At 58.0% G+C, this 16015-nt stretch carries 18 protein-coding genes; 15 read left to right on the top strand and 3 right to left on the bottom strand.

Translation table 11 applies throughout. The features are described from left to right. The first annotated feature begins 53 nt into the window (after positions 1 to 53). A complete protein-coding gene (locus POR16_RS20190) occupies positions 54 to 728 on the top strand; it encodes a MerR family transcriptional regulator (protein WP_122358061.1) in 675 nt (224 codons plus the stop codon). Then, a complete protein-coding gene (locus POR16_RS20185; RefSeq protein WP_005895661.1) occupies positions 725 to 1132 on the top strand; it encodes a PIN-like domain-containing protein in 408 nt (135 codons plus the stop codon). The genes POR16_RS20190 and POR16_RS20185 overlap by 4 nt, the downstream gene beginning before the upstream one ends. A gap of 43 nt (positions 1133 to 1175) precedes the next feature. Here the strand turns inward: POR16_RS20185 and POR16_RS20180 are convergent, their stop codons facing one another. Further along, positions 1176 to 1721 carry a DUF1523 family protein gene (locus POR16_RS20180; RefSeq protein ID WP_005895663.1) on the bottom strand — a complete coding sequence of 182 codons (546 nt, stop codon included), beginning with the start codon at positions 1719 to 1721 and terminating at the stop codon, positions 1176 to 1178. A gap of 119 nt (positions 1722 to 1840) precedes the next feature. Between POR16_RS20180 and POR16_RS20175 the strand changes: the two genes are divergently transcribed. The 13 genes from POR16_RS20175 (at position 1841) to POR16_RS20115 (ending at position 13417) form a co-directional block, all read left to right on the top strand. Then, positions 1841 to 2839, top strand: coding sequence for an ATP-grasp domain-containing protein (locus tag POR16_RS20175; RefSeq protein ID WP_005895665.1), 999 nt, complete (start codon positions 1841 to 1843; stop codon positions 2837 to 2839). Between the two features lie 54 nt (positions 2840 to 2893). Continuing rightward, on the top strand, positions 2894 to 4042 hold the full coding sequence (locus tag POR16_RS20170; RefSeq protein WP_005895666.1) for a trypsin-like peptidase domain-containing protein: 1149 nt from the start codon (positions 2894 to 2896) through the stop codon (positions 4040 to 4042). A gap of 66 nt (positions 4043 to 4108) precedes the next feature. Next, complete coding sequence (locus tag POR16_RS20165; protein ID WP_005895668.1) at positions 4109 to 5242, top strand: phosphoribosyltransferase domain-containing protein; 1134 nt, start codon at positions 4109 to 4111, stop codon at positions 5240 to 5242. Further along, a complete protein-coding gene (locus POR16_RS20160; RefSeq protein ID WP_005895670.1) occupies positions 5235 to 5993 on the top strand; it encodes an HAD family hydrolase in 759 nt (252 codons plus the stop codon). Before POR16_RS20165 ends, POR16_RS20160 begins: the two co-directional genes overlap by 8 nt. Beyond that, on the top strand, positions 5986 to 7086 hold the full coding sequence (locus POR16_RS20155) for a cysteine protease StiP family protein (protein WP_005895672.1): 1101 nt from the start codon (positions 5986 to 5988) through the stop codon (positions 7084 to 7086). The genes POR16_RS20160 and POR16_RS20155 overlap by 8 nt, the downstream gene beginning before the upstream one ends. After that, the gene (locus POR16_RS20150; protein ID WP_005895674.1) at positions 7086 to 8036 is read left to right on the top strand and encodes an HpcH/HpaI aldolase/citrate lyase family protein; all 951 of its coding nucleotides are present in this window, start codon (positions 7086 to 7088) and stop codon (positions 8034 to 8036) included. The genes POR16_RS20155 and POR16_RS20150 overlap by 1 nt, the downstream gene beginning before the upstream one ends. After that, complete coding sequence (locus POR16_RS20145; protein ID WP_005895676.1) at positions 8037 to 8783, top strand: HAD family hydrolase; 747 nt, start codon at positions 8037 to 8039, stop codon at positions 8781 to 8783. A 47-nt stretch (positions 8784 to 8830) separates the two neighbouring features. Beyond that, positions 8831 to 9424, top strand: coding sequence for a TerD family protein (locus POR16_RS20140; RefSeq protein WP_005895677.1), 594 nt, complete (start codon positions 8831 to 8833; stop codon positions 9422 to 9424). Next, on the top strand, positions 9421 to 10638 hold the full coding sequence (locus POR16_RS20135; RefSeq protein WP_005895679.1) for a TerD family protein: 1218 nt from the start codon (positions 9421 to 9423) through the stop codon (positions 10636 to 10638). The genes POR16_RS20140 and POR16_RS20135 overlap by 4 nt, the downstream gene beginning before the upstream one ends. 50 nt (positions 10639 to 10688) lie before the next feature. Next, positions 10689 to 11138 carry a tellurite resistance TerB family protein gene (locus POR16_RS20130; RefSeq protein WP_005895681.1) on the top strand — a complete coding sequence of 150 codons (450 nt, stop codon included), beginning with the start codon at positions 10689 to 10691 and terminating at the stop codon, positions 11136 to 11138. Positions 11139 to 11163: 25 nt separating this feature from the next. Then, positions 11164 to 12198, top strand: a complete 1035-nt coding sequence (locus POR16_RS20125) for a TerC/Alx family metal homeostasis membrane protein (protein ID WP_005895683.1) — start codon at positions 11164 to 11166, stop codon at positions 12196 to 12198. Positions 12199 to 12225: 27 nt separating this feature from the next. Then, positions 12226 to 12801 carry a TerD family protein gene (locus POR16_RS20120; protein ID WP_005895685.1) on the top strand — a complete coding sequence of 192 codons (576 nt, stop codon included), beginning with the start codon at positions 12226 to 12228 and terminating at the stop codon, positions 12799 to 12801. Positions 12802 to 12838: 37 nt separating this feature from the next. Further along, positions 12839 to 13417 carry a TerD family protein gene (locus POR16_RS20115; RefSeq protein WP_005895687.1) on the top strand — a complete coding sequence of 193 codons (579 nt, stop codon included), beginning with the start codon at positions 12839 to 12841 and terminating at the stop codon, positions 13415 to 13417. Between the two features lie 188 nt (positions 13418 to 13605). Here the strand turns inward: POR16_RS20115 and POR16_RS20110 are convergent, their stop codons facing one another. After that, positions 13606 to 14838: a VWA domain-containing protein gene (locus POR16_RS20110; protein WP_005895689.1), complete on the bottom strand. Its 1233-nt coding sequence runs from the start codon at positions 14836 to 14838 to the stop codon at positions 13606 to 13608. A 60-nt stretch (positions 14839 to 14898) separates the two neighbouring features. Next, positions 14899 to 15993 (bottom strand): TIGR00266 family protein, encoded by a 1095-nt coding sequence (locus POR16_RS20105; RefSeq protein WP_005895690.1) that lies wholly within the window; start codon positions 15991 to 15993, stop codon positions 14899 to 14901. Between the last annotated feature and the right edge of the window lie 22 nt (positions 15994 to 16015).

Below are 16015 nucleotides of genomic sequence, written 5' to 3'. Positions count from 1 at the left end.
CGCACCGGCAGCACCTTTATCGAATGAAACTCTTCGAACCCTCATGGCTCTAGATCAGTCGCCTCCTCGGCGTGGGGCTTTACACCGCGTCGGAAGCCTCTTCATACACAGGCATTCCTGCAAAAGACATTCGCAGATGGATGTTTGGCTATAGCGCAGCAGGGGTCGACCATCCTGGCCTCTGGACTCCTGAGGTCGCATTTCTGGACGACAAGCTGCTCGGCTTCCATGACCTACTGGAAATTCGTTTTGTTCATGCATTTCGCCAGCATGGCGTCAGCTTGCAAGCGATACGCAGCGCTTCGTTACAAGCCAGGGAGATGTTTGGTCAGCCCTACCCGTTTACTTGCAGACGCTTTCAAACTGACGGAAGAGATATTTTCGCGACCGTTCTGAATGAAACGGGGGATGAGGCGCTCATGGATCTGTTAAAGCGGCAGTATGCGTTCAAGCAAGTCATCACTCCCTCGCTTTACGAGGGCATTGATTACTCAAGCGAAGACTCGGCAAAGCGCTGGTATCCGGTAAAGCGAAGCAAGGCAGTGGTTCTGGACCCAGCCCGAAACTTTGGCAAGCCTGTACTTTCTTCGATAGGAATTCATACAGCAGCTATCTATCATGCCTATCTGGCTGAAGGGCAAGACGCCAAGCGTGTGTCATTGCTTTATGAGATTCCGTGTGCTGCAGTGGAAGCTGCTGTCGCTTTCGAGCACAGGATTGCTGCTTGAATTTTTTGATCGATAATAATCTGCCTCCTGCTATCGCCAGAGCGCTCAACGAGCTGACCCATTACGAGGGTCATTCAGTGGTGCCGCTGCGTGAAAGATTTCCGGCTAACGCCCCTGATATTGAATGGATGACCCACCTCAAAAAAGAAGGAGGGTGGGCGGTTGTATCTCAGGATAAGTTCTCCAAGGGAGACACTGAGCGTCGGGCATCCCGGGAGTGTGGTATGCCCATTTTCTGCCTCGCCAAACAGTGGGGGCAAATGACCTACTGGAACAAAGCAGAAAACCTGGTCAGGTGGTGGCCTTCAATTACCGAGCAAGCATTATTGATTGAAGGCGGAGCCGCGTTTCGTGTGCCGTGGAGGTTCTCTGCGGCGGGCAAGCTTCGGCAGCTCAAAATATAGCCCGATCACAGATCGGGCTAGTCTCGACATCTAATGCAAAAAGCTACCTAGGCGTCCCATCAACCCGCGGCTGTCTACGAATCCTCCTTCTAACCCCAACAACCACCATCACCACCAGCAACCCCACCACCACAAAAAAGATCGTGTTGAAAACCGGAAACGGCTGATCACGACTCGTCACGGCCTCGATCTCGGTCACGTTGGGGAACATCGAGAGGATCGTTATCCGCCAGCCGTAATAGCGAATCAGCGCCAGTTGCTGGGCATCACGCGAATAGCCTTGGGCTTTGGCCTGGATGTCGGCGGAGTCGAATTTGAAGTACCACGGGAAGCTCCAGGCGGTGTCTTCGTTGCGGTAGACCACGACTTTTTTGGTGTCCGGGTCTTCGGTGTTGATGAAGTACACGTCGCGGGTTGGGCCGTCTGCCGGGTTTTCGGCGTTAACCACGCCGTCGGCGTCCATTCTTTTGACTTCCACGCCGGTGATCATCACGACATCATGGCGCGGCAGGACGTAATAGAGGCTTAATGCGCCGATCCCCAGTGCAACGAATACCACAAGCCAAATCGACCTTTTAAGCCACTTCATACCAGCGTCCTCTGTTTAAAATTGCGTGACTTTGCCCTAATCCGAACATTTCGAAGCAAAACAGTTATTACAAAATTCGACAAGGCCGTTTGAGGCGGCGCAGTCATCCGGAGATTGACATGATTTGGTTCCTTGAAGGGCAGGCCAGCCAGCGCGACGTCATTATTGGCGCGCGCGATGCCCTGCCTGCGTCGGTGCGCATTATCGCCTCTCATCGTCAGCAGCGCTCTGAAATTACCGGGCAGGCCGATGTGGCGCTGCAAGAGCCACTCGACAACGAAGAACGGATCGACTGGGTGCTGGAAAACGCTCGTGCAATGGGTGTCAGCGTCATCATTGCCGGTCGGGTGGGCGGCGTGTATGAAGCGCAGCGCTCGCGTTTTGTTGCTGAAGGGTTGGACCTTGTCACGGGCGGAACGTCCCTGCAGACCTTCATGAATGTCGATGACAAGAGCCGCTTCACGGCAGCGGCCGAGGCGGCGGGGCTGGCTTGCATTCCGGCGCTCACGGCTCGTAATGCCGATGAGCTGCAGGCGGCGTATGAGGCGTTGTCGATTGCTGGCGAAGTCTGCGTCAAGCCGGTGGTCGGGATCTACGGGCAGGGCTTCTGGCGCTTCAAGGCCGACGTCGATGGATTTCGCTGTTTCGCCAACCCCGATGCGCGCGAGACCACCTTTAAAGCGTACCTTGACGCCTATCGCCAGTCCGAGGACCTTCCGGCAATGCTGCTGATGCCGTACATGCCGGGCAGTGAGGTTTCGGTGGACATGGTGTGCGAGGGCGGCAAGGCAGTTGCCTTCGTCGGACGACGCAAGGTAGGTCTGAACCAGACCTTCGAGCGGGACAGCGAAGCCGTGCAACTGGCGGTGCAGGCGGCCGAGCATTTTGCCTGTGACGGGTTGATCAATGTGCAGACCCGTGACGACGCTGATGGCAAGCCGCGCTTGCTGGAGATCAACCCGCGTTACTCGGGCGGGATCGGTTATACGCGGGAAACCGGGCTCAACCTTCCGGGGATTTTCGCAACACGGCGTCTTGGATTGAAAGAACCGGAAACACATTGGCTTGAAGATATCCGCGTCAAGCCCATCACAGTCGCTGTACGGGCTGCGGTTTGATCGTGATAATAGATTTTTGCTATCACTAATCGCTCTTATCACGGAGGATCGGGCATGAAGCTTTTGGCGCCAGGTGCAAACACTGCTTTAGCAAACGCTCACTGCACCTGGAACCTGGAGAGCGGCACATCTTCGGTTTTCGGTGAATACGCGGCGGTCGCCTTGTTGGCGGTCAACGAGAAACGCCAGTCGATGGGCGAGCCTGCGCTGCTGCATCAGGAGCAGAGCTGGATGGAGTGGAGCGGCGGCCCTCAGGATGTAGGTTGTACGCTCAGGCTCGACAGGCTTCCGGCGGGCAGCGATCGAGTGCTGCTGATGGTCTATGTATATGCCGCGATGGGGCCGGTGCGCGACTTCGCCAGCCTGCACCTCAAGGTAGATTCCGATATCGAGCATCGCCTGGACCTGCGTGACAATGGCGAAGCGGCGATCATCATCGGCGAGTTCTACAAGCGTAACGATCAGTGGAAGTTTCGGGCGCTGAGTGAAGGCTCTGCGTACGGGCTGTCAGCGTTCGGGCGCAAGATCGGCCTGGAAGTGGATGATCGCCATCCGCGCCGCCCGTCCGGTGGGTCGGGCGGCTCGGCGGGTGGTCCTCGGCATGATTCCGCAACCGGCACGGCATTTGTGGTCGGGCCGGCACATGTCATGACTTGTGCGCATGTCATCGAAGACATGGGCGTGTTTTACATTTCTTCGCTGCAGGGCCGCTACAAGGCTGAGCCCGTGGTGATCGACCGCCGCAACGACATTGCCTTGTTGAGGGTGCAGGGCGCGCCGCTGTTGTCTCCGGTTACATTCCGGGACGGGCAGGGCTGTGAGCCGGGTGATACGGTGGCGGTGCTGGGTTATCCGCTGGCGTCGATTTCCGGTGGTGGCTTGCAAGTGACGCAAGGCGGAATCTCCGGCCTGTTCGGTCTGCATAACGACGCCAGCCTGTTCCAGTTTACGGCGCCCATTCAGCCGGGCTCCAGCGGCAGTCCGTTGTTCGACAACGGTGGCGCGGTCATCGGGATGGTCACGTCCACAGTCCCCGACGGGCAAAACATGAATTTCGCGGTGAAATCCGCACTGCTTCTGTCCTTTCTGCAGGCCTGCCGCATCGATGCGCCGCATGCCCGCCCGGAAAGGTCTTACACCACCACAGAAATCTCACGCACCGCACAGTCATCGTTATGGCTCCTTGAAGCCTCTCGCCAATGAAGTCGGTGTTGCCAGCCCGCGTGGCTGGCGTCTGGGGCTGCGGCCCCGTTACTCAGGAATTTATCGATGGACAGCAGCGTAGCTATTTCCACCCCTACAAGGCTTCGTGCTGATCTGCTTCGTGGTCGCCTCGATGTGAGCGTCAGCGCGTCCAGCATTGCCCCGGATTCGTTGTTCGGTTTTGCTGAACGGCGCAACCCGAAGCGCGCGTTTCTGTTCGTGTCGCGTGTTTTGGGGCGTCACATACCGGCGCGTCCGAGTGTGATGCTCAAAAGCTTTCAGGACCTTGCCCACAAGATCCCGGCAGACCTGCCAGGTCCGGTGCTGGTGATCGGCATGGCGGAAACAGCTGTCGGTCTTGGTGCTGGCGTACATCGCGCATACAGCGAGACGCGCTCCGATGCGTTGTATCTGGTCAGCACGCGCCATCCGACCGGCACCGAGCTTTTTGCCCGTTTCGAGGAAGAGCACAGCCATGCCAGCGCGCATCTGATTCACCTGCCAACCGACCCGGCAATGCGCGAAATGATGCTCACTGCGCGTTCGTTGGTGCTGGTCGATGACGAGGCTTCCACGGGCAAAACTTTCATCAATCTTCACCAGTCGCTGGTCGAAGCGGGGTTGAGCAAGATCGAGCGGGTGGTGACCTGTGTGCTCACCGACTGGTCGGCAGGCGCGGTCAGCACGTCGATGGGTGCCTTGGCCGAGCAGGTTTCACTGTTGCAGGGCTCTTATTCTTTTGATGAGGACATCAGCGCGCCACTGCCCGACATGCCGGAAGTCGGCACCGTCGCTATGGGCGACTGGCCTCTGGTGACTGCCAATGACTGGGGACGAATGGGCGTGCTGTCGGTCGCCGATACGCTGGCGCCGGGGCTTACCGTCAGCAAGTGTGAGCGTGTGCTGGTGGTCGGTACCAGCGAGTTCGTCTGGCGTCCGTTTCTGCTTGCCGAGCGCCTGGAAAAGGCCGGGGCAGATGTGCATTTCAGCTCAACCAGCCGTTCACCGATCGCACTGGGCCATGCCATTGATCACGCGCTGTCGTTCTCCGACAACTACGGTCTGGGCATCCCCAACTTTCTTTACAACGTGCGACCGGGTCAGTTTGACCGGGTGCTGATCTGCACCGAAACGCCGAGGCAGGCCGTGCCTGCCGAGCTGATCGAGGCGCTGAACGCCGAGGTGATCTGCGATGAGTAACGACCGCCCGCTGATCTTCGTCGATCTGGACGACACACTGTTCCAGACCGCCCGCAAAACACCGGCTGACATCGAGAAGCATGTCGCAACGCTGGATGTCAGCGGTAACGCCAATGGCTACATGACCAATGTGCAGAAATCGTTCGCCCACTGGTTGCTGGCCCACTCCGATGTGGTGCCGGTGACTGCGCGCAGTGTCGAGGCGTATAGCCGGGTGAAATTGCCGTTCGCCGCCGGCGCTATCTGTTCGCACGGCGGTGTCATGCTCGACGTCATGGGACGACTGGATCACGACTGGAACGAGCAGATGAAACAGACCTTGGCGGCCTATCAGTCGCGCCTGCATGAGCTGTCTGCCACGACGCTGGCGATTGGGCAGGAACTGGGTTTTTCACTGCGCGGGTGGGTGGTCGAAGAGGCGCAGCTGTTCCATTACGTTGTCACCAAGCACAACGAGAGCGATGACAGCATCCTCGTGAAAGTGCTCGCCGAAGTGCAGGCCCGAGGCTTGCTCGATGGCATGCACATCCATGGCAACGGCAACAATCTGGCATTTCTGCCCGAGGGCCTGGCCAAGCGTTACGCCGTTCAGGAATGGCTGCGCCGCGACCGGGCGATCAACGGCGAACGCCCGGTGCTGGGTTTTGGCGACAGCATTACCGATCTGGGTTTCATGGACGAGTGCGACTGGTGGGCGACGCCTGCTCGCAGCCAGCTGGCGAAAATGTTTGTCGGAGCCGCACATGAGTGATCCCGTTCACGGGCTTGATACCGTCGGCAGCGGCAGTTACCAGCGCGATGACGTGCATTTTCTGTTGCGCAGCGTCGAGATGCAGACCACCAGTGTCGAGGAGAAAGAGCGCCTCATTCAGACACGGCAAAAGCACTATTCGGAAATGATCAGCGAAGAATCCGCCCCTGGCGCCGCTCATCAGTCTCTGTATGAGCAGGCGCTCAGCCAGAACGGCGAACGCATGGCCGATGATGTTCAGGCGCTGGCGCAGGCTCTCGATCGGTACTGCAGCGGGCCTGAAATCATTCTGGTGTCATTCGTGCGCGCCGGGCTGCCGCTCGGGGTGCTGCTGCGTCGCGCGCTGATCGGGCTTGGCCGTGAAGCGCATCATTACGGCATCAGCATCGTGCGTGACCGTGGCATCGATAAAGTGGCGCTGGAAGCCATTGTCGAGGCCCACGGCGCGCAGAACATCGTGTTTGTTGACGGCTGGACCGGCAAAGGTGCGATCTCCGGCGAAATACGGCGCAGTCTGGCCGGAGACTCGCGTTTTCCAGAAGACCCGCGCCTGGTGGTATTGGCAGACCCTTGTGGCTGTGCCTGGCTGGCGGCGTCCGCAGAAGACTGGGTGATCCCGTCGGGCATCCTAGGCGCAACGGTGTCCGGGCTGGTGTCACGCTCCATCTGGCCGTCAGACGGCGGGCTGCACGGTTGTGTGGTCTATGGGCATTTGCAGGGCCATGACGTTACCCGTTCATTTATTGAACAGATCGAGAGCCTGCGTCGTCGAAAGGGTTCGACGCTGACGCTGACGCTGGCCCCCTGGACGCCGTCGCAACGTACCGGGCTCGGGGCTGCTGCATCACAGGTGATAGCCAGTCTGGCCGAACGCTTCGGGATCAGTAACCTCAATCGCGTCAAACCAGGCATCGCCGAAGCCACCCGCGCGGTCATGCGCCGGGTGCCGGACCACGTTCTGGTTCGCAACCTGGCAGACAGTGATGTGCAACTGCTGTTGCACCTGACCGGCAAAGCGGGAATTGCGGTCGAGGAAGTCGGTGATGTCTTGGGGCCTTACCGGGCAGTGACCATTATTCGGAGTCTCAGCTAATGGCCTTATTCTCGCCTTACGCGCTGGGGGCAACGCTGTACATGCCTGCTACCCGCGACGACATTATCGACGTGGTCTTCGGCGAAAAGATTCCCGAACTGCGCTCGCTGGTGGTCTGTCTCGAAGATGCGGTCGCGCTGATCGATGTCGAGACAGCGCTGCTCAACCTTCGCCAGGTGCTGACCCGCATCCAGGATCGTGGCGGCCGTCCTGCCAAGGGCCCGCTGCTGTTCGTTCGTCCCCGGGATGCTGCGATGGCGCGGGTTCTAAACGACTGGCCGCTGATGTCGCATGTCGATGGCTTCGTTGTCCCCAAGCTTTCGCTGAGCAGCCTGACAAGCTGGGAGCAGGCGGTGACCAACCCTGCGCTGGCATTGATGCCTACGCTGGAAACGCCGGAAGTATTCAACCCGACCGCGATGGTCGAGCTCGGTCAGGCGTTGAAAGCCTCCCTTTACGAGCGGATCATTGCCCTGCGCATCGGTGGCAATGACCTGATGGGCTGCCTGGGCTTGCGCCGCAACCCGGCCATGACGCTGTATTCAACGCCGATGGGGTATGTCATTCCGATGCTGGCTGGCGTGATGGGCGCGCAAGGCTTTGCCCTGACTGCGCCAGTGTTCGAGCAACTGGCCACCCCCGACATCCTGCAGCACGAACTGGCGCTGGATATCACACATGGGCTGGTCGGCAAGACAGCAATTCACCCCTCGCAGGTCAATATCATTCAGAATGCGCTACGCGTCAGTCTGGAGGACATGAACTCCGCCCGGATGATTTTGAACTCTGTGGCCCCTGCAGTGTTCAAGTACAACGATGCTATGTGTGAACCGGCTACCCATTACAAATGGGCAACCCACATCATGGAGCGCGCCAAATGGCATGGAGTGTTACCCGCACCCGCTTCGATCATGGATGCCAGCATTCGACTCGCTGAGGCAGTTAGCTAGATGATAGAACCTGACCTTCAAACGCTAGAACCGGATATTGAACCTGTAGGCCCCGATCTTGAAATCGAAGTGGAGCAACGCCTGTTGGCGGTGTTCGATTTCGACGGGACTATTACGCGGCATGACAGCTTTGTCCCCTTTCTGAAATTCGCTTTCGGCCAGCGTGCCTTTTCCGTGCGCATGGCCCGACTGGTACTGCCGAGCATTGGCTACCTGGCCAAGCGCCTGACTCGTGACGAACTCAAGGGCCGTCTGATCAAGGCATTCCTGAGTGGTGTTGAAGTGCAATGGCTGCAGCAAAAGGCTGAAGCCTTCTGCCAGTCGCACTGGAAACGCCTGATGCGTCCGGCTGCGCTGGAGTCCATTGCGGCTGAAATCGAGAAGGGCGCCATTGTCACGCTATGTTCAGCATCGCCTGCTATGGTCCTTCAACCTTTCGCTGATCGCTTGAAAGTCGAGCTGATCGGCACCAATCTGGAAGTCATCGACGGCAAATTGACCGGGTTGATCGAGGGCAGCAATTGCCGCTGTGACTCGAAAGTTGCTCGCCTGGAAAGCGTTTATGGGCCGCTTACGCAGTTCCGGGTTCGTGCCTGGGGCGACACGCGAGGCGACCACGAACTGCTCGCTGCGGCTCAGGATGCGCACTGGCGGTTGTTCCATCCGACGTGGCGTCGAGGCCGTTACAAAGGCCCCATTAACGCCAAGTTACACAATCCTGATGGTAAAGACGGGCCAACACGGTGAGGCTGTAACACTTTTATCTGTATCCCGACGTCCACATGGAGCGAAAAATGGCACTCACTTTGGCAAAGAACCAGACGATCTCACTCGAGAAAACCGCTGGCACCGGCCTCAAGAAAGTCAGCATGGGCCTTGGATGGGACCCTGAGAAAGCCAGCGGTTTCTTCGGCAAGTTGCTCGGTGGTGGCGGCGGCGATATTGACCTGGACGCTTCCTGCATCATGCTCGACGCTGAGAAGAATCGCGTTGATCTGGTCTGGTTCCGTCAACTGCAGTCGCGTGACGGTGCCATTGTCCACTCGGGTGACAACCGTACCGGCGAAGGCGCGGGCGATGACGAGACCATCAACATCGATCTGGAAAAACTCCCGGCCACCGTCAGCTATCTGGTGTTCACCGTAAACTCGTTCACCGGTCAGAACTTCGAAAAAGTCGCCAATGCCTACTGCCGCATTGTCGACATGGGCAGCCGTAACGAGCTAGGTCGCTTTGATCTGCCCGAGAAAGGTCAGCACACCGGCGTGGTGATGTCTTATCTGTCGCGCACGCCGGCAGGTTGGGATTTCACGGCTGTGGGCAAGGTCACCAATGGTCGTACGGCTGAGGATCTGGTCGATCTGGCCATTGGAGCCATACGCGGATGACCCGACTTGTCCCGGGCGCCAACGCGCCAGTCGCTACCGGTCCATTGACGGTCGAGATCGTTTATTCTCCGCTGGCGGATGCAGACATCGATGTGTCTGCGTTTCTGCTCACTGGTTCCGGCAAGGTGCGCGGCGATCAGGACATGTGTTTCTACGGCCAGAAAAGTGTGAACGGCGGCGCTGTTCAGCAAACCGAAGCGTCAGCGGGTCGTGCCGTGTTCAGCCTTGACCCAAGTCGTCTGGACGCCGTTATCGAGAAGGTAGCCCTGACGGCGACCATCTATGAAAACAAGGCCAGCTTTGACAGCGTGTCGCAGCTGGCGTTGAGTATTACCGGCGGTATCGAGGCCGATATCCCTACCAACGGCATGAAAGAAACCGCACTGATTCTGGGCGAGTTTTATCTGCGCCAGGGTGTCTGGAAATTCCGCTGCGTGGGTCAGGGCTTTGCGGGCGGGCTTGAGCCTTTGGCGAAAAACTTTGGCGTTGAAGTCGCCTCGCCTCAAGATCAACCTGCACCTGCACCTGCACCTGCACCTGCACCTGCACCTGCACCTGCACCTGCACCTGCACCTGTTCCAGCGCCTGCGGCCAAATCGACCGTCAGTCTGAGCAAGATCACCCTGGACAAGACCCGGGCGTCGATCAGTCTGGAAAAATCCAGCGCCGGTTTCGGCGAGATTCGCGTCAATCTGAACTGGAACCGCCGCAACGACAGCAAAGGCGGCGGCTTCTTCTCGATGAAGAAGAGCAATGCCATTGACCTTGATGTAGGCTGCCTCTTCGAATTGCAGGATTGTTCAAAAGGCGCTGTTCAGGCATTGGGCAACTCGTTCGGATCGCTCAATACCGAGCCTTTCATCAAATTGATGGGTGATGACCGTACCGGCTCGATCAGCGACGGTGAGTGGCTGCACATCAACGGCGCTCACTGGAGCAAGATTCGTAGAATTCTGGTGTACGCATTCATTTATGAAGGCGCGCCGAACTGGAAAGAGACAGACGGAGTTGTCACCATTCATGCGCCTGGCCAGCCCCCGATCGAGGTTCGTCTCAACGAAGAGGGTGGTCGTCAGGGCATGTGTGCAATCGCTTTGCTGGAAAACGACAACGGTGCTGTCAAAGTGACCCGCCGTGTCGACTTCCACAATGGCCACAGCAACATGGACAAGGCCTACGGCTGGGGCATGCGCTGGGCCGCTGGCTCGAAGTAACAACACCGCAGAATTTCTGGGCTGGCTGTGCCGCCTCATGGGAGATAGACATGCTGGACTGGTTGAAAACAAACGCAACAGCGGCCCGCGACAAGCTGGCAACTGAAGTTTCGAAGTTCAAGAATCGTGAATTCATGGACGCTGTGGTTTCCGGTTGTGCGTTGGTATCTGCTGCAGACGGCGATATCAGCTCCAGTGAAAAACAGAAAATGGCCGGCTTCATTCAGAACTCTCAGGAACTGAAAGTCTTTGACATGAAAGACGTCATTCAGGGTTTTCAGGAAGCCTGCTCCAAGTTTGAATTCGATTATGAAATTGGCCGTGCCGAAGCGCTGAAAACCATCGGCAAGATCAAGAAGAAAGAAGACGCCTCCCGTCTGTTGGTGCGTGTCTGCTGTGCAATCGGTGGCGCAGATGGCAGCTTCGATGAGAAAGAGCGGGAAGTCTGCCGCACGATCTGCCGTGAGCTTGGCCTGAACCCGACCGATTTCGACCTGTAATTTTTACCCTAAGGAACGCAGTTAAATGGAAAGCACCTCTCTAGGCTTCCCTCCACTCACGATGGCGGTTTTCGTCGGTCTGGCCATTACGGCCATGGCTATCGACATGTTTTCCCACCGCGGGAACAAACCGATCACCCTCGCGCAAGCTTCGGCGTGGTCGATTTTCTGGGTCGCCATTTCGCTGGCTTTCGCCGGTTTCCTCTATGTGCAGCACGGCTCTGAAGTCGCCACGCTGTTCGTGACCGGTTATGCGCTGGAAAAAGTGCTGAGCGTCGACAACCTGTTTGTGTTCATGGCTTTGTTCTCCTGGTTCAAGATCCCGGATGGCATGCGCCACCGCGTACTGTACTGGGGCATCATCGGTGCCATCGTTTTCCGCGGCATCTTCGTCGCTATCGGCACTGGCCTGCTGGCTCTCGGGCCGTGGGTCGAAGTGGTGTTCGCGGTCATCGTGGCCTGGACAGCCGTCATGATGCTCAGAGCAGGTGATGACGACGACGAAGAAGTCGACTACTCGCAACACATGGCTTATCGCTTCGCCAAGAAACTGTTCCCGGTATGGCCAAAGCTGCACGGCAGCAACTTCTTCGTCCGCCGTTCGGTGCTGGAAGAAGAAGTCAAAAAGCCTGAAAACTCTGGCATCACCCTGGCGGCCAAAGGCGCGCTGTTTGCGACCCCGTTGTTCCTGTGTCTGGTTGTGGCGGAGATATCCGACGTGCTGTTTGCGTTTGACTCCGTGCCTGCAATCATCGCAGTGAGCCGCGAGCCGCTGATCGTGTTCTCGGCGATGCTGTTCGCAATTCTCGGTCTGCGTACGCTGTACTTCGTGCTTGAAGCCCTCAAGCGCTACCTTGTGCATCTGGAGAAGGCGGTTATTGCCTTGCTGTTCTTCATCGCCGTCAAGCTGGGCCTGAACGCAACCAACCACTTGTTCCATCACGGTTACGAGATCAGTGCCAACGCCAGTCTGTTGGTTGTAGTTGTGGTGTTGATCATCGGTATCGTGGCTAGCCTGCTCTTCCCGGGTAAAGAAGAACCCGCTGAAGAAAAAGCGTAAACACTGGATAGAGGAGATAAACGCATCATGGCTTTGACTCTGCAAAAAGGTGGCAACCTTTCGCTGTCGAAAACCGACCCTACCCTGACCAATGTCCTCATCGGTCTGGGCTGGGATCCGCGAGCCACTGACGGCCAGGAGTTTGACCTGGACGCCAGCGCATTCCTGCTGGGCGCCAATGGCAAGGTCCGTAGTGAAGCTGACTTCATTTTCTACAACCAGCTCAAAAGCGCCGATGGCTCTGTAGAGCACACCGGCGACAACCGCACGGGTGCTGGCGATGGCGACGATGAAGTGCTCAAGGTCGATTTGACCCGAGTACCTGCTGATGTCGACAAGGTAGTGTTTGTCGTGACCATTCACGATGCCGACAGCCGCAAGCAGAACTTCGGTCAGGTGGGGGGCTCGTTCATCCGTGTCCTGAACGAAAAGTCCGGCTCCGAAGTTGTTCGTTATGACTTGGCAGAAGACGCGTCAACCGAAACTGCGATGGTGTTTGCCGAGCTGTATCGCAACGCTGGCGAGTGGAAGTTTCGCGCTGTAGGCCAGGGTTACGCCGGCGGCTTGAAGGCTGTCGCCAACTCTTTCGGCATGAATTTCTGATTCTCGCCCTACCAACTTTCCAGAAAGGATTACGAACATGGCAGTAAGTCTGAGTAAAGGCGGCAACGTTTCCCTCTCCAAGGAAGCACCTGGTCTGACGGAAATCACCGTAGGTTTGGGCTGGGATCCTCGCGTGACCGATGGCACCGAGTTCGATCTGGACGCGTCTATCTTCATCGTTGGCGAAAATGGCAAAGTGCTGGATGACAACAGCTTCATTTTCTACAACAACAAGAAATCGACTGACGGTTCGGTTGAGCACCTGGGCGACAATCGTTCGGGCGCTGGCGAAGGCGACGATGAGTCGGTTACCGTCAAGCTCACCGGTCTGGCCGCTGCGGTCAAGAAGCTGGTTTTCGCAGTTACCATTCACTCGGCTGAAGAGCGCAAGCAAAGCTTTGGTCAGGTTTCGAACGCTTACATTCGCGTTGTGAACAAGGCTGACGGCAAGGAAATCGCTCGTTACGACCTGTCGGAAGATGCGTCCACCGAAACTGCGATGATCTTCGGCGAGCTGTACCGCAACGGCGAAGAGTTCAAGTTCAAGGCCATCGGCCAAGGCTTTGCAGGCGGCCTGAAGCCGTTGGCAGAAGCACACGGCGTATCGATCGGCTAAACCCGAGCAACGCCCGATAAAAAACCCCGTCAGCAATGGCGGGGTTTTTTTATTGGGCTACCTGGCTATCTTTCCAGGAATGCAGTTCACGACGCTCCGCGTCGCAAGAGGACGCAGAGCGCCCAGAAAGGCATGCCAACGCAGAGCATTGGCACGATGGTCACGAAACGTTGCGCACGCTCAATGCTCTACAAAATCCCGGCAGTCTTGGCCGCTTTCAGCCAATCCGGAAACTCTTCCATCAGCAGGTCGTAGAGTTTCTCTTCCGGGATTTCATCCAGACGGTCCAGTGCGAAAAAATTGCAGTTGTCGACAACGCGACCGCCCATGTCGTCGAGCTTTTCCAGAATCCCGTAACCGCGACCGCCCAGCCCCACGAACTGCCAGAAGATCGGCAACTTCGCAGCTTCGATCATCAGCCTGGTTATTTCGCGATCCTGATGCACGCCGCCGTCGCTGATGAACAGGATATAGATCGGCGTTTTGTCACCCGACTTTTTGTAGTAGTCGATGACCATGCGCATCGCCTTCGGCTCATCATTGATACGTGCGCCCAGTTCCCAGTCTTTCCAGCCGCCATGATCGGTCTTGATGAAGTCCTGAAAGTTGGCCAGCGTGACCGCATTCAATTGCTGCGGTTTTGCACCAAACGCCCAGCAATCCAGCGCACCGTCGTCGTCGAAATGCACGGCGAGGGGGATGAGTCTATCAACCACTTCCTGTACGTGGCCGCGAGTGTATTGCGGGTTCATCGAACCCGATGCATCCAGCACCAGGCCCACGCGAGCCTTGGTGTCGGTCAGTTTGGCTTTCTCCAGGCTGACCTGAGCCTTTTTCGCCAGGCTGATCAGCTGCGGCGCGGCGTCGGCAATTTTCTTTTCCAGCGAAATGCGAGCGGGCGCCGGTGGCGGCGTATCGGCCACCTCACCACCAAAATGCACCACCAGCGCATCCAGCCCGGCGTTGTAGCCCTGCAGGTTGGAAGCAAAACGCCACTCGCCGTTCTTGCGGTAGATGTCAGCGACCATGATGGCTTTTTCGGCGCTGAAGGTTGCGCCCGAAAACTCGCCACGGGCCACTTCGCGGCCCTGATGCTGAATACTGAAGTGACTTGCCTGGATATCACTCATCACGCCCGCGCCATCAATGGAGGCCGTGAACACCAAGCGATCAATGGACGCTGGCAGGCTGGCAAGCGATAGCTGGAAGTCCCCGCCGTTCACCTGTCTGACGCCGTTGCACGGGCTGGTCGGCTGATTGAAGAAAATCATGTAGCGGTCGTCCGACAGCTTGCCATTGGCATCGACACCGAAACAGACGTAATCCACCACATGGGTGGACTTGATGACGATCGACAGCGTGAGGTCAGAGCCCTGAATAAGTGTGGAAAGCGGGATGCGTTGACCTTGGGTAATCTGCATGTCTCTTCCTTGGCAGTGAGGCAGGCGCGCGGCCTGTGGTCGAGTAACTAAGTCAGGAGATCAGCGTTCGCTTCTGCCCACGCCAGCGGGGCCCGCTGCCAGCATGCGGCCAGCCAGTCGTGAGAAGGGCAGGCTTTGCAGCCATACGGTGCCTGGGCCGGTAAGCCTGGCGAAAAATACGCCCTCGCCGCCGAACAGCATTGATTTGATACCTCCGCCGACCATGCGGATATCGTAGTCGACCGTCTGGGTCATGGCCGCCAGACAGCCGGTATCGACGTCCAGAGCTTCACCGGCAGCCAGCTCGATCTTGCGCACCGTGCCGCCCATGTGAACGAACACCCAGCCGTCACCCTCAAGCTTCTGCAGGATGAAACCTTCACCGCCAAACAGACCGGTAAGAATCTTCTTCTGAAACTGGATGCCGATGGACACGCCCTTCGCGCCAGCCAGAAAACTGTCTTTCTGACAGATCAACTTGCCGCCGAAGTCGCGCAGGTTCAGAGGCAGAATGGTGCCTGGGTAGGGCGCAGCGAAAGCGACGCGTCCCTTGCCCGAGCCCTGCTGGGAAAATACCGTGGTGAACAGGCTTTCACCGGTCAGCATGCGTTTCCCGGCGCCGAATAAAGAGCCCAGCAGGCCTGAGGACTGATTGCTGCCGTCACCGAAGATGGTTTCCATCTGCACGTCGCAGGTTTTGTACATCATCGCGCCAGCTTCGGCGACAGCACTTTCACCGGGGTCCAGCTCCAATTCGACGAACTGGGTCTCCGATCCGTACAACTTGAAATCCACGCCGTCGGTAGCCTGCGCCAGGCCAAAGCCGCCCGATGTGTTCGGGTCCGGCGTGAACGAGGGACGCCTGCTCGGGGACGAGGACGAGGGTGGGGACGGGTTGGCGGTGGGCACCGGATTGGCGTGTGCGGGCAGGCCGGAGGGTTTCGGCTGGATCATTTCCGGCGTTGGTGCCGGAAACGGCGTCACGCCGTCCTTCTTCATGGCACGCACTTGAGGGACCTGATAAATCGGTTGCCAGTCAGGCATGCCCTGCTGCCAGCACCAGGCGCCGGGCGATTCACGTGCGATCAGGCGCGCGGCGTCGGCATCCATCGGGCCAAGTTGCTTGCCCGCATTCATCACAAACCACTGTTCCAAAGCGTCTTCTCCCGAGTGAATC

This window comes from Pseudomonas coronafaciens pv. oryzae str. 1_6, from assembly GCF_000156995.2.
Lineage (GTDB): Bacteria > Pseudomonadota > Gammaproteobacteria > Pseudomonadales > Pseudomonadaceae > Aquipseudomonas > Aquipseudomonas tremae.
Note: the sequence above shows the minus strand (reverse complement) of the source record. Positions and strands in the feature narration are given on the sequence as shown.